Here is a 19493-nt window from a genome sequence, read left to right on the forward strand (position 1 = left end):
TGAGGCTGTGGCTTAGTCGACCAGACAGCCACAGCCCGGGATCAGCCTAATCGTGATAGACCTGAATGCCTTGCTGGCTTTTGCAATTGCCAGTTTTCTGATCGTCGTGGTCCCCGGGCCGACGGTGACAGTCATCATCGCCAACTCATTGCGCGCCGGCTCGAAGGCGGGTCTGCTCAATGTGGCGGGTACGCAATTCGGCATCCTGTCGATGATCACGATCCTCGCGGTCGGCCTGAATACCGTGGTGGCGATCGTCGGCGAGGCTTTCATCGTACTGAAGGTCGTAGGCGCGCTCTACCTGATATGGCTGGGCGTCAAGCTTTGGCGGGCGGACGGATCGCTTGGCGAGGCGGACCCGAACCTGGCGAGGCGGTCGTCATGGGGATATTTCTGGCAGGGATTCGTCGTTATCTGGTCGAACCCGAAAGCGCTGTTCCTGTTCGGCGCCTTCATACCGCAATTCGTCTCGACTTCGGGAAATCCCGCCATGCAAACGGTGCTTCTTGGCGCGACCTTTGTGGTCGTGGCGACTGTCTGCGACAGCGTTTACGCGTTTGCGGCGGGAAGGACGGGCGGGTGGCTGAACCGGCGTAACATTCGACTGGTCGAACGCGTGTCCGGAACGTGTCTGATCGGCGGCGGCCTGTGGATGCTGGCTGCCCGGCGCGCCGCCTGATCGACAATTAGTGCGCGGCCTTCTTCGGCATCAGAGCCGGAACTGCGAAGGCTGCGGTAACGAGCATCATGGACATTGCGAAAAAAGCGATCATGTCGGTGTCTCCTTTGTTGAGACGGATTAAATCTTATTCTTCACGCGGAGGATGTGCATTCGCGCACATCGTGGCAGTATGGTTCCGGGGTGGCACTGGAGGTCGCCATGTTTAAGTCCCGATATGCACTAAACGCCGCAATCACGATTTTGGTTGCAGTTGCCTTGCATGCGCGGCCCGCGCATGCGTCCGGAGACATCATCTGCGAGGCAACCGACGGATCCGGTGCGTCCATTTCGATAGGCATTGGACATCTCCCTGTTCTGCACGTGTTGAGCGCCTTTGCCACCGACGGGGTGGACACCTGGTCGACCAATGCGAGCGGAGACGAACGGCCATTCATTTTCGGGCAGGGATACGCGGACAACACGCGCGTCATCGTCGATTTCACCGATCCCAATGTCGAACGCATCGTCGTTTCGCTGCGGCTGTTCCAGGCCTCCGGTGACAAGACCTATGCCGAGGCGGGCGTGCTTTCCTTCGAGGGAGTGGCTGTTTTTCCGGTTCAATGCATAAACGGGTGATCCGGTTTAAACCGCCGGGTCCCTTTCCCGCGCGTCGATTCTGGGCTAGAGGCTCTCGCCATGACAGAGCATGTCGCAATATATGGCGGGTCCTTCGACCCCATCACAAACGGCCACATCGATGTGTTGCGGGCCACTTTGGCGGTATTCGACCGGGCGGTGATCGCTATCGGTACGCATCCCGGCAAAAAAGGGCTTTTTAACTTCGATGAGCGTGTGAGCTTGATCAAGCAAGTTATTGAAAGTGAAAATCTTTCACCGGATCGAGTGACGATCGTCAGTTTTGATGGATTGATCGTGAACGCGGCCCGAGACTATGGCGCGAAGGCGCTTGTTCGCGGGCTTAGAGACGGGACGGATCTCGATTACGAAATGCAGATGGCCGGCATGAACGAGATGATGGCGCCCGATCTTCAGACCGTGTTCTTTCCGGCGAGCCCATCGGTTCGCACGATTACCGCCACATTGGTGCGCCAGATCGCGTCGATGGGCGGTGACACCAGCCCGTTCGTTCCCGCGGCCGTCGATACGGCGCTGCGCGCGAAATTCAACTGAACGCTTCACTCTCGAGGAACTCACAAATGAACCTGACGAAACGCGTCTTCATGGCCGCCTGCGCGGCGACTTTCGGTCTCGCGCTGGCCGGGCCAGCCGCTGTCGCACAGGAAACGACCGATCCGGAAAACACGATGATCATCAAGCTCGAAGATGGCGATGTGGTCGTCCGTCTGCGTCCGGACCTTGCGCCGAAACATGTCGCGCAGATCAAGACGCTGGTGCGCAACGGCGAATATGACAATGTCGCGTTTCACCGCGTGATCCCGGGTTTCATGGCGCAGACCGGCGATGTCCAGTATGGCGACATGGAGAACGGCTTCCAGCCGGGTCGTGCCGGTACCGGCGCTTCGAACCTGTCGGACATTCCGGCCGAGTTCACCAATGAACCCTTCGTGCGCGGCACGGTCGGCATGGCGCGGGCGCAAAACCCGAATTCCGCCAACTCGCAGTTCTTCATCATGTTCGACAAGGGAAGCTTCCTGAACGGCCAGTACACGGTGTTCGGCGAGGTGGTCAGCGGCATGGAATTCGTCGACAAGATCAAGAAAGGGACTCAGGCCAACAATGGCGCGGTCTCCGATCCCGACCGGATGATCAAGGTTGTCATCGCGGCGGACGCACAATAAGTCACGGTAAATCCGAAAAACCGAAGAAAGGCGCCACATGGCCTACAAGGACCCCGAAAACACGCTGCTCATGGAAACGACCGTCGGTCCCGTCGTCATCGAGTTGCGGCCCGATCTCGCGCCGAACCATGTCGCCCGGATCAAGGAACTGGCTCGTGCTGGTGACTATGACGGCGTGGTTTTCCATCGTGTCATCGACGGTTTCATGGCACAGACCGGCGACGTGCGTTTCGGCAACAAGAACTCCGACAATTTCGATCCGTCGCGCGCGGGCATGGGCGGTTCGTCGAAGCCGGATCTTGCCGCCGAGTTCAACGACGCCAACCATACGCGCGGCGTGTGTTCCATGGCGCGGGCGCAGAATCCGAACTCCGCCAATTCGCAGTTCTTTATCGTCTTCGAGGACGCATCCTTCCTCGATCGCCAATACACCGTCTGGGGTCAGGTGGTTGAAGGCATGGACAATGTGGACAAGATCAAGCGCGGCGAACCCGTGCGCGATCCCGATTCGATCGTCTCCATGAAGATCGCTGCGGACCAGTAATCCGTTAAGGCCGGCAGGCGGAACCCATGCGTGTAGACGCCTTCGATTTCGACCTGCCGGACGACCGGATCGCCATCCGGCCGGCTTCGCCGCGTGACAGCGCGCGCCTGCTCGTCGTCAAGCCCGGCGAGGACCTGTCCGATACGACGGTGAACCGACTTCCCGGCCTTTTGCGGCCGGGAGACGTGCTCGTCTTCAACGATACCAAAGTCATTCCGGCTCAACTGGAAGGCGTCCGCGTTCGCGCGGATGGCGCGACGGCGCATGTCGGTGCGACCCTGCACATGCGTGTCGGGCCGGATCGCTGGAAGGCGTTCATACGCGGCGCAAAGAAGCTCAAGCCCGGCGACAGGGTCGATTTCGGTGCCAATGGTCACGATCTTGCAGCCGAAGTCCTGTCGAAGGGCGACGAGGGCGAGGCCGAGTTGCGGTTCGACCGCGCCGGCGGGGAACTGGACGCCGCTCTGGCGCTGGTCGGTCATGTTCCCTTGCCGCCCTACATCGCTTCCAAACGGGCGGAGGATGCGCAGGATCGGCGCGACTACCAGACGATCTATGCCCGCGAAAAAGGGGCCGTCGCGGCTCCGACTGCCGGGCTGCACTTTACGGACGACCTGTTCGCGGCACTCGATGAAGCCGGCATACGTCGCGCCTTCGTGACACTGCATGTCGGGGCGGGCACGTTTCTTCCGGTGAAAGCCGAGGATACGACCGCGCACAAGATGCATGCTGAGATCGGCCACGTGGATGCGCAAACGGCAGCGATGCTGAACGAAGCGCGAGCGAATGGCGGCCGTGTGGTTGCGGTCGGTACAACCTCATTACGGCTTCTCGAAAGCGCCGCATCGGAAAGCGGCCAAATAGAGCCGTGGGCGGGCGCGACCGATATATTCATCACGCCTGGGTACAGGTTCCGGGCAGTCGATGTGCTGATGACCAACTTTCATCTGCCGCGTTCGACGCTTTTCATGCTGGTTTCGGCCTTTAGCGGCCTCGATACGATGCGGGCGGCGTATGCCCATGCGATCGAAACCGGCTATCGTTTCTACTCCTACGGGGATGCCTGTCTGCTGTTCCCGCAAAAGGCCGCCTGATGACGACTCCATTTACCTTCGAACTGCTGGCGACCGACGGCGCGGCGCGGACCGGGTTCGTCAAGACCGCGCGCGGCGATATCCGTACGCCGGCCTTCATGCCTGTGGGCACGGTCGGCACGGTCAAGGCGATGTATCTCGATCAGGTGCGTGACGCCGGTGCCGATATCATTCTGGGCAACACCTACCATCTGATGTTGCGTCCCGGCGCCGAACGGGTGGCGCGACTCGGCGGGCTGCACGAGTTCATCCGCTGGCCCTATCCGATCCTGACGGATTCCGGCGGATTCCAGGTCATGTCGCTTGCCGGTCTGAGAAAGATGAGCGAGCAGGGCGTCGTCTTCCAGTCGCATATCGATGGAAAGCGCCACGAGATGAGCCCGGAACGGTCCATCGAGATCCAGGGCCTACTCGGGTCGGATATCCAGATGCAACTCGATGAATGCGTGGCCCTGCCGGCGGAACCGGACGTCATCCGCAAGGCCATGGAGCTCTCGCTTCGTTGGGCCGAACGCTGCAAGACCGCATTCGGTGAGCAGCCCGAGAGGGCGATGTTCGGAATCGTCCAGGGCGGCGATGACGAGAAGCTGCGCGAGGAATCCGCGAAGGCGCTCACCGGGCTCGACCTGAAGGGCTATGCGATCGGAGGCCTTGCGGTCGGCGAACCGCAGGATGTCATGCTTGCCATGCTGGATGTCACCTGTCCGATCCTGCCGTCAGACCGGCCGCGATATCTGATGGGTGTCGGAACGCCTCAGGATATCCTGCGCTCGGTCGCGCATGGTGTCGACATGTTCGATTGCGTGATGCCCACGCGCTCCGGGCGCCATGGATTGGCCTTCACGCGGCGCGGACGCGTGAATCTCAGGAATGCGCGTCATGCCGAGGATCATCGGCCGCTCGACGAGGAGTCGACCTGTCCGGCAGCGCGGGACTATTCACGCGCCTATCTGCATCATCTGATCCGCTCGGGCGAGGCGCTCGGCGCGATGCTGCTGTCATGGAACAACATCCACTACTACCAGCAATTGATGCAGGGCATCCGGGATGCAATCGCGTCGCGGAACTACGCCGCGTTCAGCGCGCAAACCGAAGCGGCATGGGAACGCGGCGATATCGACCCGCTCTAGGTCATGCCGGCCGCGCCCCTGCGCATCGTGACGGCATCGACCTTCCACGATCCGTCGGGCTGCATTTCCATGAAATAGGCAGCGGTGTAGTCGGATCCATCGGGGCCATTGATCATGACCTCCCAGACGAGTCGCCCGTCGGCAAGGCGTTCGACGCGGCCGAAGGCGTAGTTGCCTGGCCGCAGCACCGGCAGATAACCAGTCTGAACCATCGCCATGAAACGGTCGAGCGTCGGAAAAATCGTCCGGATATCCGGAGACGCGTAGGAATATGCCTGTTCGAAATCGCCGGACAGGAACGCTTCCAGTTGTCGCGTCACCACATCCTGCGCCAGTTGTTCATCCGCCGATTGCGCCTTGGCTGGGTAAGAACTGATTGCCAGCGCCGCCATGAGCGCCAGCGCGAACCCCGATCGCGATTGCATCGCCACCTCCATTTTCACCGTCCCCGCTGCCTGTTGCATCTAGGACAGACATGCGCGGTGGCAATGAAGCGCTTGAACGCCCCCGGTAAATGATGCAAATCACGCCAATGTCGAAAGCGATCAAAAAGCCGCGCAAGGCGCGCATCCTCGACCACGCGGTCCTGCCGGTGGAAAGCCTCGAAATGGCGCGCGCGCGGTTTTCCGCACTGGGGTTCACGGTCGCGCCGGACGGCGTGCATCCGTTCGGCACCGAAAACGCCTGCATCTTCTTTGCCGACGGGACGTTTCTGGAGCCATTGGGTATCGCGCAACGCGAAGATTGCGAGGCGACAGCGCGCAAGGGCAATGTCTTCACCGCGCGCGATCAGGCGTTTCGCTTCCGTAACGGCGATAACGGCTTTTCCGCAATCGCTTTTCTGACCGATGACGCGAAGGCCGATCACAAGGCGTTCCGCAAGACCGGCTTTTCCGCCGGCAAGAAGCTTTCGTTTTCGCGCAAGTTCGTCAATGCCCAGGGTGAGAAGGACAAGGCGGAATTCCTGCTGGCGTTCGCGGCGGACCTGCGGTCTCCCGATTCCTTCTTCTTCACCTGCGAACGGGTCGCCCAACCCAAGGTCGATCGCAGTGCGCTCGAGGTTCACGAAAACGGCGTGTCCGGCATCGTCGAGATCGTGCTCAGCGAAGCGAACCCGACCGACTTCCAGTATCTCCTGCAAGAGGTGGTCAACAACCGGGACGACGAGGCGCACTCGTTCGGACTGGAAATCGCCGCGGAAAACGCGCTCGTCAATGTGATGACCCCGGAAGGCCTGTCCGCCTATTTCGGCGTCAAGCGCTCGGTGGCCGGTCGGGGTTTGCGGCTGGAGGGGATCATCCTCTCGGTTCGCTCGCTTGCAGCTGTGCGCCGGACGCTCGAACATCACGCGACAGCGTTTCGCGAGATGCACAATCGTGTCGTCGTCGACGCCTCTGCGGGGCAGGGCTGCTTCATCGCGTTTCAGGAACAGGCGTCGGCATGACCCCCAACAGCTCCGTTACGGCCGGCAACGTCGCGTTCGGCAATGATGCGCCGCTATCGCTGATCGCCGGTCCATGCCAGATGGAAAGCCGGGACCATGCTTTCGACATGGCGGGCGCGCTGAAGGAAATATGCGAAAAGGCGGGTATCGGTCTCGTTTACAAATCGTCTTTCGACAAGGCCAACCGCACGTCGCTCTCGGGCCGACGCGGATTGGGCATCGACAAGTCCCTGCCGGTCTTCGCAGACCTGAAAGCCGAGCTCGGTTTTCCGGTGCTGACCGACATTCATACCGAGGCGCAATGCGCCGACGTGGCCGAGGTGGTCGATATCCTGCAGATTCCGGCCTTCCTTTGCCGGCAGACGGACCTGCTGCTTGCGGCGGCCCGCACGGGACGCGTCATCAACGTGAAGAAGGGGCAGTTCCTCGCGCCTTGGGACATGACAAACGTGCTCGCCAAGGTGGTCGAGGGCGGCAATCCGAATGTTCTCTTGACGGAACGCGGGGTTTCCTTCGGTTACAACACGCTCGTTTCCGACATGCGCTCACTGCCAATCATGGCCGAGACCGGTGCGCCGGTGATTTTCGACGCCACGCATTCCGTTCAGCAGCCGGGCGGGCAGGGCGGCTCTTCCGGTGGAGAAAGGCGCTTCGTGGAAACGCTGGCGCGGGCGGCGGTCGCCGTCGGTGTCGCCGGCGTCTTTGTCGAGACGCATCAGGATCCGGACAATGCGCCGTCCGATGGTCCCAACATGGTGCCGCTTGCCGACATGCCGCGCCTGATCGAGACGCTGATGGAATTCGACAGGATCGCGAAATCCCGCTGATCAGTCTCCGGCGACGATTACCAGTTCCTCGGTGCCGACCGTGTTCTGCGGCGTATTGCCTGACGTCAGCAAGCCAAGCGTGATGAAGGCGAAAGTCAGTGCTCCTGCGATCCGTGTCATGGTGTCCTCCACGGGTTGCGCCCCCAAAGCAAATGCGAGGCTGGACGCCGATTCGGGCCTGACAATGATTTTCGGGATGAATTTGTTCGCCGCTCCTGTTTTACTTTGTGAGTGGCTCGGCTAAGGCACAGCCGAGATTGTTACCAGGCAAAGGGACCTTTGGCATGAGCGCTATCGTGGATATTATCGGCCGGCAGATTTTCGACAGCCGGGGAAATCCCACCGTGGAGGTCGATGTCGTGCTGGAAGACGGCACGCTCGGTCGAGCCGCCGTGCCTTCCGGCGCGTCGACCGGTGCGCATGAAGCGGTCGAACTGCGTGACGGCGGCGAACGCTACAAGGGCAAGGGGGTCACCAAGGCGGTTGGCGCGGTGAACGGTCCGATCTTCGACGCGATCGGCGGCATGGACGCGACGCAGCAGGCCAAGATCGACGCGACCATGATCGAGCTCGACGGCACAGCGAACAAGGGCAAGCTCGGCGCCAATGCGATCCTCGGTGTTTCGCTCGCTGTCGCAAAGGCAGCCGCGATCTATTCCGGCATGCCGCTGTATCGTTACGTTGGCGGCACCAATGCGCATATTCTTCCGGTTCCGATGATGAACATCATCAATGGCGGTGCGCATGCCGACAACCCGATCGACATCCAGGAATTCATGATCATGCCGGTCGGTGCGGAAAGCATCGCCGACGCGGTCCGGATGGGGACGGAAATCTTCCACACGCTGAAATCGGCGCTCAACAAGGCCGGGCACAATACGAGCGTCGGCGACGAGGGCGGTTTTGCGCCGAACCTTCGCTCGACGGCCGAAGCGCTCGACTTCATCATGTCGGCGGTCTCGTCGGCTGGCTACACGCCCGGCGAGGATGTCCGTCTCGCGCTCGATTGCGCGGCGTCCGAATACTACAAGGACGGAAAGTACGAACTGGCGGGCGAGGGCAAGTCGCTGACGTCGGAGGAAAATGCGGCCTATCTGGACAATCTCGTGTCGAATTATCCGATCATCTCGATCGAGGACGGCATGCACGAGGATGACTGGGACGGCTGGAAGGTGATGACGGAAATGATGGGCGACAAGTGCCAGCTCGTCGGCGACGACCTTTTCGTCACCAACACGATCCGGCTGCGTGACGGCATCAAGATGGGCGTCGCCAATTCCATTCTCGTCAAGGTCAACCAGATCGGCTCGCTCACCGAGACGCTGGATGCGGTCGAGACCGCGCACAAGGCCGGTTACACAGCGGTCATGTCGCATCGCTCCGGCGAAACCGAGGATGCGACCATCGCCGATCTGGCGGTGGCGACGAATTGCGGGCAGATCAAGACCGGCTCTCTCGCGCGCTCGGACCGGCTGGCGAAGTACAATCAGTTGATCCGCATCGAGGAAGAACTCGGTGCACAGGCGGTCTATGCGGGTACGTCTATCCTGAAGGCCTAGCCAGCTTCGCGCTGTCCAGTACGTTTCATATCGCCGCCGGCCAAAGCCGGCGGCGTTTTAGTTCCTGCTCGATGAAATCCGCGCGTTCGGTGACGCTGATCTTTGGAAGGATGACCGGGAGATAGCCATGGCGGGGATAGGCCTCAGCGAGGCGCTCATATTCCCCGGCGGCGGCTTCAAAGTCGTGCTGTCGTTCGCGATCGGAGAGGAAAAGTTCCTCCCAGGGCGGGGCAAGAAAGACGATCGGTGCGTAGCGGCAGCGATCGATTGCCCGGTAGCAGCATGACGGGACCGGCGATTTGGTCGTTTCGAAAGCCGCAACGGCATCGATCATCGAACGGTCGAAGAATACCGGGCCCGCATTGGGTTGCGCCAATGTGTGGAAGTGAATGGCGCGAATGACGCACTGTTCCAGAAATCCGGCCATGTCGTCCCATGGCACGAAGGTGCCGCCGATCAGTTGCTGTTCGCGCACGATCTGGCGGCCCGGTTCCGCGAATGTCGCGTAGCCGCGTTGCGCAAGTTCGGCCATCAGCGTGGATTTTCCGCCGCCGGAGCAGCCCGAAATGACGATCATCCGGTCTGTGTCGGGTCCGGATTTCGAGCCGGGGCGGTAGTCGTCTTCGATCATATGAACGCTCTCCGTTTAGCGCCGCTTAACCAAAAGCGCGTAGTGTCAAAGGTCCGATCCAGGGCTTTTGTATTATGTGGACCCGTCATCGTCGCCGTTCTCCTCTCCGTCATCTCGTGTTGCCGATCTTCGCGACCGGGGTTCTGGCCTATTTCGGCCACCACGCAATCAACGGCTCATTGGGGCTGACGTCCGGGCAGCAATATGAAGAGCGCATCGCTAAGCTCAAGGCCGAGTTGCAGAGCCTCGAGACACGTCGTGCGGCGCTCGACAAGAAGACGGCGATGCTGCGCGACGGTTCGCTGGAACGGGACATGATCGACGAGCAAGCGCGGCGGCTTTTGGGTCTCACACGGTCGAATGAAATTGTAATTCTGCAATAGCGCCCAATTAACCGAATTCCGGTTAATTCGCATTTTATCCTGCGATTTGAGCTGCTTATCGTATGACAGCCATGCGGATTTAGGCATTGCCTTCCGGCATTCTTACGCTACTCTATTTCCCAACAAAAAGCTAGGGAGTGAGTGCATGGCAACGCGTGCCAAGAAGACCCCCGCCGCATCGGCGAGGGGCAAAACCTCATCAACAATCAAAGCCCCCAAGCCAGCCGAATTCAGCAAGGACGATGAACTTCTCGCCTATCGCGAGATGCTGATGATTCGCCGTTTCGAGGAAAAGGCCGGTCAGCTCTACGGTATGGGATTCATCGGCGGGTTCTGTCACCTCTATATCGGCCAGGAAGCTGTCGTCACCGGGATGCAGATGGCGGCAAAAGAGGGTGACCAGGTCATCACCGGTTACCGCGATCACGGCCACATGCTCGCCGCCGGAATGGAATCGCGCGGCGTGATGGCCGAACTGACCGGACGACAGGGCGGCTATTCCAAGGGCAAGGGCGGCTCGATGCACATGTTCTCCAAGGAGAAGAACTTCTACGGAGGCCACGGCATCGTTGGCGCACAGGTGTCCTTGGGAACCGGTATCGCTTTCGGCAACAAGTATCGCGAGAATGGTGCCGTCACGATGACCTATTTCGGCGACGGCGCCGCCAACCAGGGCCAGGTCTATGAGAGCTTCAACATGGCTTCGCTGTGGAAGTTGCCGGTCGTCTATGTGATCGAGAACAACCGCTACGCGATGGGCACCTCCGTCAGTCGCGCTTCGGCCGAAACCGACTTCTCGCATCGCGGCACGTCTTTCCTTATCCCCGGCTTCCAGGTCGACGGGATGGATGTCCGCGCGGTGAAGGCCGCCGGCGAATTCGCGCTCGAACATGCCCGTTCCGGCAAGGGTCCGATCATCGTCGAGATGCAGACCTACCGGTATCGCGGCCACTCCATGTCCGACCCGGCGAAATACCGCTCCAAGGACGAAGTGCAGAAGATGCGCTCCGAGCACGATCCGATCGAGCAGGTGAAAGCCCGTATTCTCGAGAAGGGTTATGCCGACGAGGCGGAACTCAAGGCGATCGACAAGGAGGTGCGCGACATCGTCAGCGACGCTGCCGAGTTCGCGCAGACCGATCCGGAGCCGGATGCATCCGAGCTCTACACGGACATTCTGCACTAGGCGGTCCGGGTCGATGCAGGCTTCGCCGGATATCTGGGTCTATGTGTTGGGGGCGGGTGTTGTCGTCCTCTTCGGGCTGTTTTTCTGGCATGTCTTCAATTCGTTCATCGGCGCCGGCCGGAAGGTCGCTGACTATCTCGACAACTCTTCGGCGCGCCGGCGTGCGGCGCTGGAACGCGAAATCAGGTTCGGTCCGGATCCGCTTTGGCTGCGCGCCATTCGTTTCATGTTCATCGCGGCGGCAGTTTGCCTCGCAGCGGTGCTGTTCTGGAAAAAATTCCGGCTCCAATAGGGCCGGCAAGAAAACACAGGTGAGGAAACCATGCCCGTTGATATTCTGATGCCTGCGCTCTCCCCGACGATGGAAGAGGGCAATCTGGCCAAATGGCTGGTCAAGGAGGGTGACAACGTCTCGTCAGGTGACGTGATCGCCGAAATCGAAACCGACAAGGCGACGATGGAAGTCGAAGCTGTCGATGAAGGTGTGATCGGAAAGATCCTCATCGACGAAGGCGCCGAAGGCGTGAAGGTCAACACGCCGATCGCGGTTCTGCTTCAGGAAGGCGAAAGCGCCGACGACATCGGCAAGTCCGCGCCGCCCTCCGGCGATCCGCATGGCGAGCGAAGCGCCGATGGCGCGGCCGGCGAGGGTACCGCGACCGATGGCAATGCCGTCGAGGACATGGATGCGCGCCGGGTGCCTGCCGAAGGCAAGGTCCATCCCGAACCGTCGGCGCCGGATGTCGGTTCCGACCCGGACATTCCCGATGGAACCGAAATGGTCCCGACGACGGTCCGCGAAGCACTGCGCGACGCGATGGCCGAGGAGATGCGCGCCGACGAGACCGTCTTCGTGATGGGCGAGGAAGTCGCCGAATACCAGGGCGCCTACAAGGTCACGCAGGGCCTCCTCGACGAGTTCGGTCCGAAGCGTGTCGTCGATACGCCGATCACCGAACACGGCTTCGCCGGTGTCGGTGTTGGCGCGGCAATGTCCGGGTTGCGGCCGATCGTCGAGTTCATGACGTTCAACTTCGCCATGCAGGCGATCGACCAGATCATCAACTCCGCGGCCAAGACGCTTTATATGTCCGGCGGCCAGATGGGCGCGCCGATGGTCTTCCGCGGCGCCAGCGGCGCGGCGGCCCGTGTGGCGGCCCAGCACAGCCAGGATTATGCGGCGTGGTACAGCCACGTGCCCGGCCTCAAGGTCGTCATGCCCTACACCGCGGCGGACGCGAAAGGCCTCTTGAAGGCTGCCATCCGCGATCCCAACCCGGTGATCTTCCTCGAAAACGAAATTCTCTACGGACAGACTTTCGACGTTCCGAAACTCGACGATTTCGTGCTGCCGATCGGCAAGGCGCGCATCCATCGCTCCGGGTCTGACTGCACGATCGTGTCTTTCGGGATCGGCATGACCTATGCCATCAAGGCGGCCGAGGAACTGGCGGGAGCCGGTATCGAATGCGAGGTGATCGACCTGCGCACGATCCGTCCCATGGACTTGCCGACAGTGATCGAAAGCGTGAAGAAGACCGGTCGTCTCGTAACCGTCGAAGAGGGTTTCCCGCAGAGTTCGGTCGGCGACTTCATCGCCAACCGCGTGCAGCGCGAGGCGTTCGACTATCTCGACGCGCCGGTCGTCACCATTGCCGGCAAGGATGTCCCGATGCCTTACGCGGCCAATCTGGAAAAACTGGCGCTGCCGAATGTCGGCGAAGTGGTCGACGCGGTCAAAACCGTCACCTACGCGTCCTGAGGGGGAGGAGCACTATGCCCATCAATATCACAATGCCTGCGCTCTCCCCGACGATGGAAGAGGGCAATCTCGCCAAGTGGCTGGTCAAGGAAGGCGACACCGTTTCCGCCGGCGACGTGATCGCCGAGATCGAAACGGACAAGGCCACGATGGAAGTCGAGGCTGTTGATGAGGGAACGGTCGCCAAGATCGTCGTTCCCGATGGCAGCGAAGGCGTCAAGGTCAACGCCGTCATCGCCATTCTCGCCGCCGAAGGCGAGGATGTGAGCGAGGCGGCGTCCTCCGGCGGTGCGTCGCCGGCACCGGCCAAGGAAGAGCCGAAAGCCGAGGCCGCGCCGGCCAAAGAGGAACCGAAGCCGGCCGCTACGCCGGCTCCGGGCCCTGCCAAGGCGGCGCAAACGCAATCAATCCCGGATAACGTCAAGGCCGGACCTGTGCCGGTCAAGGACGGCGAAAGGGTTTTCGCCTCGCCGCTGGCGCGTCGCATTGCCAAGTCCGAAGGCGTCGATATCACGGCGGTTTCGGGCACCGGGCCGCATGGCCGTATCGTCAAGCGCGACGTGGAAGCCGCGATCGCCGGTGGTGCGAAGGCTCCCGCCGCTGCCGACAAGTCTCCGGTCACGCCGGCGCCTGCAATGGCGACCGGACCGTCCACCGATGCAGTGCTCAAGCTGTTCGAGGAAGGGTCCTACGAACTCGTCAAGCATGACGGCATGCGCAAGACCATCGCGAAGCGGCTGCAGGAATCGAAGCAGACGATCCCGCATTTCTACGTCTCGGTCGATTGCGAGCTGGATGCGCTCCTGAAGCTACGTTCCGAGTTGAACGCCGCCGCACCGCGCAAGGACGATCGTCCGGCCTACAAGCTGTCCGTCAACGACATGGTCATCAAGTCGCTCGCGCTTGCGCTGCGAGACGTGCCGGACGCCAATGTCTCGTGGACGGACGAGGCGATGGTCAAGCACAAGCATGCCGATGTCGGCGTAGCGGTTTCCATTCCGGGCGGGCTGATCACGCCGATCGTTCGCCAGGCGGAAATGAAGTCGCTTTCGGTCATCTCCAACGAGATGAAGGATCTCGGCAAGCGCGCCAAGGAACGCAAGTTGCAGCCGCAGGAATACCAGGGCGGTACGACGGCGGTCTCCAACATGGGCATGATGGGCGTGAAGGACTTCGCCGCTGTCGTGAACCCGCCGCATGCGACGATCCTTGCGGTCGGCGCGGGCGAAAAGCGCGCGGTGGTCAAGGACGACGCGATCGCCATAGCACAGGTGATGACGGTGACACTGTCGACCGATCACCGCTGTGTCGATGGCGCGCTCGGCGCGGAACTCCTCGCGGCCTTCAAGGGCTACATCGAAAATCCGATGTCGATGCTGGTCTAGGGCCGATCGCGCGATGAAAACCGTTCTTGCCTTCGGCGATTCGCTGACCTGGGGCTACGATCCGGAAAGCGGACGACGCCACCTGAGCGAAAATCGCTGGCCGGTGGCGCTCGCCGATGCACTTGGCGGGCGCGTCGAGGTGATTGGCGAAGGACTGAACGGCCGGACGACAGCGTTCGACGATCATCTCGGTGGAAGTGACCGAAATGGCGCGCGGACGCTGCCGATGGTGCTCGATACGCACAAGCCTATCGATCTCGTCGTCATCATGCTGGGCACGAACGACCTGAAGCCGTCGGTTCACGGCCTCGCCTTCACCGCGCGGCAGGGGATCGAGAAACTGGTCAGCCTCGTGCGCAATCACGACTGGTCGTTCGAGATGGAGACGCCCGCGGTCCTGATCGTCGCGCCGCCGCCATTCTGCGAGACCGCAAATCCGGATTACGCGGCGATGTTTGCGGGCAAGATATCGGAATCGCGGATGCTCGGGTCGATGTATGCGGATGTCGCGGACGATCTGGAGTGCGGTTTCTTCGACGCATCGACGGTTGCATGGACGTCGCCTGTCGACGGGATTCATCTCGACGCAGAGAATACGAGAGCCATCGGAAAGGCGCTTGCGCCGGTCGTTTCGCTGATGCTCGGATTATAAATTGATACGGATCAAGGAGGGACTGGCAACAGGGGTTAGGGTCGGATACACGACGGATAAACTGGAGGTATCCCAATGTCCCATGTCCCGCATGAACTGGCCGACGAATTCCCGGAACTGGTCGCCGAAATCCACCACTTGCGTGAGAAGGATGGCCATTTTCACCGGATCTCGAACGAGTATCACGAGCTGAACCGGGCCATTCATCGCGCAGAGACCGATATTGAACCTTGCGATGATGCGCGTCTGGTCGAGATGCGCAAAAAGCGCATGGCACTGAAAGACGAAATCTACGGGATGCTGGTCAAGCCGGAACCCACCGCAGAAGACCCTGCATAAGGGGCGGCAAAAGGCTTCCACTCCCGCAACCGGTCCCCGGCGTCTCGCGCCGTCGGGCCGATATAACAAGGAGTGGAAGCGCCCATGTCGAACGCATACGACATCATCATCATCGGTTCCGGCCCCGGCGGCTATGTCGCCGCAATCCGGGCCGCGCAGCTTGGCCTCAAGACCGCCATCGTGGAGCGTGAGCATCTCGGTGGCATCTGTCTCAACTGGGGCTGCATCCCGACCAAGGCGCTGCTTCGGTCGGCTGAAGTCATGGACTTCGCCAGCCACGCCAAGAACTACGGCCTGAAAATCGACGGCACGGTGAGCGCGGACGTGAAGGCCGTGGTCGACCGGTCGCGCGGTGTGTCCGGGCGTCTCAATGGCGGCGTCGGCATGCTGATGAAGAAGAACAAGATCGACGTGATCTGGGGCGAGGCGAAACTCGCCGGCAAGGGCAAGATCACTGTCGGCAAGCCTTCCAAGAAACCGATGGAGCCGCAGCACCCGGTGCCCAAGGGCGTCAAGGGCGAGGGCGACTACACGGCGAAGAACATCATCGTCGCAACCGGCGCGCGGCCCCGCGCTCTTCCGGGCATCGAGCCGGACGGCAAGCTGATCTGGACCTATTTCGAGGCGATGGTGCCGCAGGAAATGCCAAAAAAGCTCGTCGTCATGGGCTCGGGCGCGATCGGCATCGAATTCGCCAGCTTCTACAATTCCATGGGTGTCGACGTGACGGTCGTCGAACTGATGCCGCAGGTCATGCCGGTCGAAGACGAGGAAATCTCCAAGATCGCCCGCAAGCAACTGGAGAAGCACGGCCTGAAGATCATCACCGAAGCGAAGGTATCGAAGGTCGAGAAAAAGTCGAACTCCGTCGTTGCCCATGTCGAGAAAAAGGACGGAAAGACCGAGGCCATCGAGGCCGACCGGCTGATCTCCGCCGTCGGCGTGCAGGGCAATATCGAGAATCTCGGTCTTGAGAGCCTCGGCGTGAAGACCGATCGCGGCTGCATTGTCATCGATGGGTATGGCAAGACCAATGTCGAGGGCATCTACGCCATCGGCGATGTCGCCGGGCCGCCGATGCTGGCGCACAAGGCCGAGCATGAAGGTGTCATCTGCGTCGAGAAGATCGCCGGCGTGCCGGGCGTGCATCCGATGGACAAGTCGATGATCCCCGGCTGCACCTACTGTCATCCCCAGGTCGCATCCGTCGGTCTGACGGAAGCCAAGGCGAAAGAGGCCGGCCACGAAATCCGCGTCGGGCGTTTCCCGTTCGTCGCCAACGGCAAGGCGATCGCGCTTGGCGAGGATCAGGGCCTGATCAAGACGATCTTCGACAAGAAGACCGGGCAGCTTCTCGGTGCACACATGGTGGGCGCGGAAGTGACCGAACTGATCCAGGGCTTCGTCGTCGCGATGAACCTCGAGACGACGGAGGAAGAACTGATGCACACGGTCTTCCCGCATCCGACCCTCTCGGAGATGATGAAGGAAAGCGTGCTGGACGCCTATGGGCGTGTCTTGAACGCGTGACCCGGGTCGTCCGCAAGGCCGGTATCGGCCTTGCAATCCCGACCCCGCAAACGCATCTGTGAATTAGCAAAAGGAGCAGGACAAATGGGCTTCATCATCTGGATCATCATCGGCGGCCTTGCCGGCTGGCTTGCCGGCATCGTCATGAAAAACCAGTCGGGCCTGCTGATGAACATCGTCATCGGCATCATTGGCGCTTTCGTTGGCGGCTGGCTGTTCGGTGTCCTCGGCATCATGCCGAGCGGTGGTTTCGTCGGCTCGCTCATTACGGCCACGGTCGGTGCCATCGTGTTGTTGTTCGTGGCGGGGCTCGTCACCGGCAAGCGTCGCTAAAAGACAGAGAAGCAGAAAGTCATGGTCACAGTGCTCGATACGACCGCGCCCGCACAAAGGGTGCGCCATCCCGAAAAAGCGCACCGGCCGGACCAGCCCGTCCAGGCGCGCAAGCCGGACTGGATCCGCGTGAAGGCGCCGACATCGGCCGGCTTCCGGGAGACGCACGGCATCGTGAAATCGCACAATCTCGTGACGGTTTGCGAGGAAGCGGGCTGCCCGAATATCGGCGAGTGCTGGGACAAGAAGCACGCCAGCTTCATGATCATGGGCGAGATCTGCACCCGCGCTTGCGCCTTCTGCAACGTCTCGACCGGCCGGCCTGCGCCACTCGATTCGAAGGAGCCGGAAAACATCGCCCATGCCGTCAAGACGATGGGTCTGACGCATGTCGTCATCACCTCCGTCGACCGCGACGATCTCGACGATGGCGGCGCGCAGCATTTCGTCGAGGTCATACAGGCAATCCGCGAGGAAGCGCCGGACACGACGGTCGAGATCCTGACGCCTGACTTCCTGCGCAAGGAAAAGGCAGTGGAGAAGGTCGTCGCCGCCAAGCCGGATGTCTTCAACCACAATCTGGAAACGGTGCCGTCCAACTACCTCACGGTGCGGCCGGGTGCCCGTTACTTCCATTCGATCCGGCTTCTCCAGCAGGTCAAGGAGATCGACCCGACCATGTTCACGAAGTCAGGCATCATGGTCGGGCTTGGCGAAGAGCGGAACGAAATCCTTCAGCTTATGGACGACCTGCGCACCGCCAATGTCGATTTCCTGACGATCGGGCAATATCTGCAGCCGACCAAAAAGCACCATCCGGTCATCCGGTTCGTTCCGCCGGACGAGTTCAAGTCGCTGGAGACCATCGCGTATTCCAAAGGCTTCCTGATGGTATCCGCGAGCCCGCTGACGCGGTCTTCGCACCACGCCGGAGACGATTTCGCGCGCCTGAGGGAAAACCGGGCAAAGAGACTGGCGGCAGCCGGGTAGGCCAGGCGGGCCTTGCGAGGGCTCGCCGACCTTCTATCTCCGTTTGCCGCGCACGGAACTCGTCTTTTGGATGCGGCCATCGCGGCATGTCTCGCTTTTCGGTGTTATCTGGCGGCGGCATTCCCGTATGCATATTGAAATCCTTAGCGGATGCGGATCGCCTACTTGCCATGTGCGAGCGTGATCCTTAGCTGTCCGGCATGCCGAAGTTTCAGGACATAACGACCGTTCCGCACAGCGCGGCGCAGATGTTCGATCTGGTTGCAGATGTCGAGCGATATCCAGAGTTCCTGCCGATGTGCGAGGCATTGCGTGTTCGCGAGCGGCGCGAACGCGAAGATGCCACCATGCTCGTTGCCGACATGACTGTCGGCTACAAGATGATCCGCGAGACCTTCACGTCACGCGTGGTGCTCAAGCCCGGGCAAAACGCAATCGACGTTTCCTATCTCGAGGGTCCGTTCCGCTATCTCGACAATCGCTGGCGCTTCGAAGAGCGGCCGGATGGCGGCTGCGACGTGCATTTCGCCATCGACTACGAGTTCAAGAGCCGGACGCTCGGCATGGTGATGGGCGCCATGTTCGACAGGGCGTTCCGCATGTTCTCGGAGGCATTCCAGAAACGTGCATTCGCGGTCTATGGCGATCCGCGACGTGATGACGCCACCGCCTAGTCTTCGGCTTCAACCTCGGGCTCCGCTTGGCGGTCCGGAGCGAGCTTCGCCGTTTCCGTCAGGATCTCGATAGCCGTCATTACCGTTGCCTGTCGGATGAAGGCGCGGCCGTGATCCGGAAAGACTGTCTTGTGCACGAATGTCGGCGCCCAACTCGCCGCGCATCCGAACCAGACGAGACCGACCGGCTTGAGATCGGTGCCGCCATCGGGACCGGCGACACCGGTGACCGCGATCGTGATATCGGCGTCGGCGCGGGCGAGGGCGCCCTCCGCCATCGCGCCCGCCACTTCGCTGGACACCGCTCCGTTGCGCTCGATCATGTCTGCGGGAACGCCGAGCAGGTCGGATTTTGCGCCGTTCGAATAGGTGACGAAGCCGCGGTCGACCACGGCGGACGAGCCTGGGACTTCCGTCAGGGTGGCCGCAATCAGGCCGCCGGTGCAGGATTCTGCCGTCGCGATCATGATGTTCTTCTGTTTGCAGAGATCGAGCAGGGCGCCGATACGTTCTGCAACCTCGTCCTGCACTTCGCTGTTGTCATTCATC

Annotated in this window: 24 protein-coding genes; 21 read left to right on the forward strand and 3 right to left on the reverse strand. The window is 61.2% G+C overall.

Annotated features, from left to right (window positions below):
* The first annotated feature begins 52 nt into the window (after window positions 1-52).
* The 7 genes from ACQK2M_RS14350 (at window position 53) to tgt (ending at window position 5249) form a co-directional block, all read left to right on the forward strand.
* Entirely contained in the window at window positions 53-679 is a 627-nt protein-coding gene (locus tag ACQK2M_RS14350) for a LysE family translocator (RefSeq protein WP_425418356.1), read from the forward strand.
* A gap of 201 nt (window positions 680-880) precedes the next feature.
* Window positions 881-1297, forward strand: a complete 417-nt coding sequence (locus tag ACQK2M_RS14355; protein WP_425418357.1) for a hypothetical protein — start codon at window positions 881-883, stop codon at window positions 1295-1297.
* Between the two features lie 60 nt (window positions 1298-1357).
* Window positions 1358-1852 (forward strand): pantetheine-phosphate adenylyltransferase, encoded by a 495-nt coding sequence (gene coaD, locus ACQK2M_RS14360; RefSeq protein WP_425418358.1) that lies wholly within the window; start codon window positions 1358-1360, stop codon window positions 1850-1852.
* 26 nt (window positions 1853-1878) lie between these two features.
* Window positions 1879-2481: a peptidylprolyl isomerase gene (locus tag ACQK2M_RS14365; protein WP_425418359.1), complete on the forward strand. Its 603-nt coding sequence runs from the start codon at window positions 1879-1881 to the stop codon at window positions 2479-2481.
* A gap of 37 nt (window positions 2482-2518) precedes the next feature.
* A complete protein-coding gene (locus tag ACQK2M_RS14370; RefSeq protein ID WP_223477822.1) occupies window positions 2519-3025 on the forward strand; it encodes a peptidylprolyl isomerase in 507 nt (168 codons plus the stop codon).
* Between the two features lie 26 nt (window positions 3026-3051).
* Window positions 3052-4119 (forward strand): tRNA preQ1(34) S-adenosylmethionine ribosyltransferase-isomerase QueA, encoded by a 1068-nt coding sequence (gene queA, locus ACQK2M_RS14375; protein WP_425418360.1) that lies wholly within the window; start codon window positions 3052-3054, stop codon window positions 4117-4119.
* Window positions 4119-5249, forward strand: coding sequence for a tRNA guanosine(34) transglycosylase Tgt (gene tgt, locus ACQK2M_RS14380; RefSeq protein WP_425418361.1), 1131 nt, complete (start codon window positions 4119-4121; stop codon window positions 5247-5249). The genes queA and tgt overlap by 1 nt, the downstream gene beginning before the upstream one ends.
* Here tgt and ACQK2M_RS14385 read toward each other — a convergent pair.
* Window positions 5246-5674 carry a DUF4864 domain-containing protein gene (locus ACQK2M_RS14385; RefSeq protein ID WP_425418362.1) on the reverse strand — a complete coding sequence of 143 codons (429 nt, stop codon included), beginning with the start codon at window positions 5672-5674 and terminating at the stop codon, window positions 5246-5248. The genes tgt and ACQK2M_RS14385 overlap by 4 nt on opposite strands.
* A gap of 107 nt (window positions 5675-5781) precedes the next feature.
* Here ACQK2M_RS14385 and ACQK2M_RS14390 point away from each other — a divergent pair, with 107 nt between their 5' ends.
* The 3 genes from ACQK2M_RS14390 to eno all read left to right on the forward strand — a co-directional run bounded on the left by ACQK2M_RS14390 (window position 5782) and on the right by eno (window position 9079).
* A complete protein-coding gene (locus tag ACQK2M_RS14390; RefSeq protein WP_425418363.1) occupies window positions 5782-6693 on the forward strand; it encodes a VOC family protein in 912 nt (303 codons plus the stop codon).
* Window positions 6690-7520, forward strand: a complete 831-nt coding sequence (kdsA, locus tag ACQK2M_RS14395; protein WP_425418364.1) for a 3-deoxy-8-phosphooctulonate synthase — start codon at window positions 6690-6692, stop codon at window positions 7518-7520. The genes ACQK2M_RS14390 and kdsA overlap by 4 nt, the downstream gene beginning before the upstream one ends.
* 284 nt (window positions 7521-7804) lie before the next feature.
* On the forward strand, window positions 7805-9079 hold the full coding sequence (gene eno, locus ACQK2M_RS14400) for a phosphopyruvate hydratase (RefSeq protein WP_425418365.1): 1275 nt from the start codon (window positions 7805-7807) through the stop codon (window positions 9077-9079).
* A gap of 25 nt (window positions 9080-9104) precedes the next feature.
* Here the strand turns inward: eno and ACQK2M_RS14405 are convergent, their stop codons facing one another.
* Window positions 9105-9710, reverse strand: a complete 606-nt coding sequence (locus ACQK2M_RS14405) for an AAA family ATPase (protein ID WP_425418366.1) — start codon at window positions 9708-9710, stop codon at window positions 9105-9107.
* A 74-nt stretch (window positions 9711-9784) separates the two neighbouring features.
* Between ACQK2M_RS14405 and ACQK2M_RS14410 the strand changes: the two genes are divergently transcribed.
* The 11 genes from ACQK2M_RS14410 (at window position 9785) to ACQK2M_RS14460 (ending at window position 18944) form a co-directional block, all read left to right on the forward strand.
* Window positions 9785-10093, forward strand: a complete 309-nt coding sequence (locus ACQK2M_RS14410) for an FtsB family cell division protein (RefSeq protein ID WP_425418367.1) — start codon at window positions 9785-9787, stop codon at window positions 10091-10093.
* Between the two features lie 145 nt (window positions 10094-10238).
* On the forward strand, window positions 10239-11279 hold the full coding sequence (gene pdhA, locus ACQK2M_RS14415) for a pyruvate dehydrogenase (acetyl-transferring) E1 component subunit alpha (RefSeq protein WP_425418368.1): 1041 nt from the start codon (window positions 10239-10241) through the stop codon (window positions 11277-11279).
* 13 nt (window positions 11280-11292) lie between these two features.
* Complete coding sequence (locus ACQK2M_RS14420; protein ID WP_425418369.1) at window positions 11293-11571, forward strand: hypothetical protein; 279 nt, start codon at window positions 11293-11295, stop codon at window positions 11569-11571.
* A gap of 30 nt (window positions 11572-11601) precedes the next feature.
* Entirely contained in the window at window positions 11602-13041 is a 1440-nt protein-coding gene (locus ACQK2M_RS14425; RefSeq protein ID WP_223477811.1) for a pyruvate dehydrogenase complex E1 component subunit beta, read from the forward strand.
* Between the two features lie 14 nt (window positions 13042-13055).
* Entirely contained in the window at window positions 13056-14426 is a 1371-nt protein-coding gene (locus tag ACQK2M_RS14430) for a pyruvate dehydrogenase complex dihydrolipoamide acetyltransferase (RefSeq protein ID WP_425418370.1), read from the forward strand.
* Between the two features lie 13 nt (window positions 14427-14439).
* Window positions 14440-15078 (forward strand): SGNH/GDSL hydrolase family protein, encoded by a 639-nt coding sequence (locus ACQK2M_RS14435; protein WP_425418371.1) that lies wholly within the window; start codon window positions 14440-14442, stop codon window positions 15076-15078.
* 75 nt (window positions 15079-15153) lie between these two features.
* Window positions 15154-15417: a YdcH family protein gene (locus ACQK2M_RS14440; protein WP_223477808.1), complete on the forward strand. Its 264-nt coding sequence runs from the start codon at window positions 15154-15156 to the stop codon at window positions 15415-15417.
* A gap of 84 nt (window positions 15418-15501) precedes the next feature.
* Complete coding sequence (gene lpdA, locus ACQK2M_RS14445; protein ID WP_425418372.1) at window positions 15502-16947, forward strand: dihydrolipoyl dehydrogenase; 1446 nt, start codon at window positions 15502-15504, stop codon at window positions 16945-16947.
* A gap of 84 nt (window positions 16948-17031) precedes the next feature.
* The gene (locus tag ACQK2M_RS14450; protein ID WP_425418373.1) at window positions 17032-17280 is read left to right on the forward strand and encodes a GlsB/YeaQ/YmgE family stress response membrane protein; all 249 of its coding nucleotides are present in this window, start codon (window positions 17032-17034) and stop codon (window positions 17278-17280) included.
* A 21-nt stretch (window positions 17281-17301) separates the two neighbouring features.
* Entirely contained in the window at window positions 17302-18270 is a 969-nt protein-coding gene (gene lipA, locus ACQK2M_RS14455) for a lipoyl synthase (protein ID WP_223477805.1), read from the forward strand.
* Window positions 18271-18470: 200 nt separating this feature from the next.
* Window positions 18471-18944 (forward strand): type II toxin-antitoxin system RatA family toxin, encoded by a 474-nt coding sequence (locus ACQK2M_RS14460; RefSeq protein WP_425418374.1) that lies wholly within the window; start codon window positions 18471-18473, stop codon window positions 18942-18944.
* Here the strand turns inward: ACQK2M_RS14460 and ACQK2M_RS14465 are convergent.
* A complete protein-coding gene (locus ACQK2M_RS14465; protein ID WP_425418375.1) occupies window positions 18941-19492 on the reverse strand; it encodes a CinA family protein in 552 nt (183 codons plus the stop codon). The genes ACQK2M_RS14460 and ACQK2M_RS14465 overlap by 4 nt on opposite strands.
* Window position 19493: the final 1 nt, after the last annotated feature.

It is taken from the genome of Oricola indica, from assembly GCF_965227485.1.
Classification (GTDB): Bacteria; Pseudomonadota; Alphaproteobacteria; order Rhizobiales; family Rhizobiaceae; genus Oricola; species Oricola indica.

Coding starts and splice junctions, on each gene's coding strand:
- ACQK2M_RS14355 (WP_425418357.1), top strand. CDS start 881: ATGTTTAAGTCCCGATATGCACTAAACGCCGCAATCACGATTTTGGTT.
- coaD (WP_425418358.1), top strand. CDS start 1,358: ATGACAGAGCATGTCGCAATATATGGCGGGTCCTTCGACCCCATCACA.
- ACQK2M_RS14365 (WP_425418359.1), top strand. CDS start 1,879: ATGAACCTGACGAAACGCGTCTTCATGGCCGCCTGCGCGGCGACTTTC.
- ACQK2M_RS14370 (WP_223477822.1), top strand. CDS start 2,519: ATGGCCTACAAGGACCCCGAAAACACGCTGCTCATGGAAACGACCGTC.
- queA (WP_425418360.1), top strand. CDS start 3,052: ATGCGTGTAGACGCCTTCGATTTCGACCTGCCGGACGACCGGATCGCC.
- tgt (WP_425418361.1), top strand. CDS start 4,119: ATGACGACTCCATTTACCTTCGAACTGCTGGCGACCGACGGCGCGGCG.
- ACQK2M_RS14385 (WP_425418362.1), bottom strand. CDS start 5,674: ATGCAATCGCGATCGGGGTTCGCGCTGGCGCTCATGGCGGCGCTGGCA.
- ACQK2M_RS14390 (WP_425418363.1), top strand. CDS start 5,782: ATGTCGAAAGCGATCAAAAAGCCGCGCAAGGCGCGCATCCTCGACCAC.
- kdsA (WP_425418364.1), top strand. CDS start 6,690: ATGACCCCCAACAGCTCCGTTACGGCCGGCAACGTCGCGTTCGGCAAT.
- eno (WP_425418365.1), top strand. CDS start 7,805: ATGAGCGCTATCGTGGATATTATCGGCCGGCAGATTTTCGACAGCCGG.
- ACQK2M_RS14405 (WP_425418366.1), bottom strand. CDS start 9,710: ATGATCGAAGACGACTACCGCCCCGGCTCGAAATCCGGACCCGACACA.
- ACQK2M_RS14410 (WP_425418367.1), top strand. CDS start 9,785: ATGTGGACCCGTCATCGTCGCCGTTCTCCTCTCCGTCATCTCGTGTTG.
- pdhA (WP_425418368.1), top strand. CDS start 10,239: ATGGCAACGCGTGCCAAGAAGACCCCCGCCGCATCGGCGAGGGGCAAA.
- ACQK2M_RS14420 (WP_425418369.1), top strand. CDS start 11,293: ATGCAGGCTTCGCCGGATATCTGGGTCTATGTGTTGGGGGCGGGTGTT.
- ACQK2M_RS14425 (WP_223477811.1), top strand. CDS start 11,602: ATGCCCGTTGATATTCTGATGCCTGCGCTCTCCCCGACGATGGAAGAG.
- ACQK2M_RS14430 (WP_425418370.1), top strand. CDS start 13,056: ATGCCCATCAATATCACAATGCCTGCGCTCTCCCCGACGATGGAAGAG.
- ACQK2M_RS14435 (WP_425418371.1), top strand. CDS start 14,440: ATGAAAACCGTTCTTGCCTTCGGCGATTCGCTGACCTGGGGCTACGAT.
- ACQK2M_RS14440 (WP_223477808.1), top strand. CDS start 15,154: ATGTCCCATGTCCCGCATGAACTGGCCGACGAATTCCCGGAACTGGTC.
- lpdA (WP_425418372.1), top strand. CDS start 15,502: ATGTCGAACGCATACGACATCATCATCATCGGTTCCGGCCCCGGCGGC.
- ACQK2M_RS14450 (WP_425418373.1), top strand. CDS start 17,032: ATGGGCTTCATCATCTGGATCATCATCGGCGGCCTTGCCGGCTGGCTT.
- lipA (WP_223477805.1), top strand. CDS start 17,302: ATGGTCACAGTGCTCGATACGACCGCGCCCGCACAAAGGGTGCGCCAT.
- ACQK2M_RS14460 (WP_425418374.1), top strand. CDS start 18,471: ATGCCGAAGTTTCAGGACATAACGACCGTTCCGCACAGCGCGGCGCAG.
- ACQK2M_RS14465 (WP_425418375.1), bottom strand. CDS start 19,492: ATGAATGACAACAGCGAAGTGCAGGACGAGGTTGCAGAACGTATCGGC.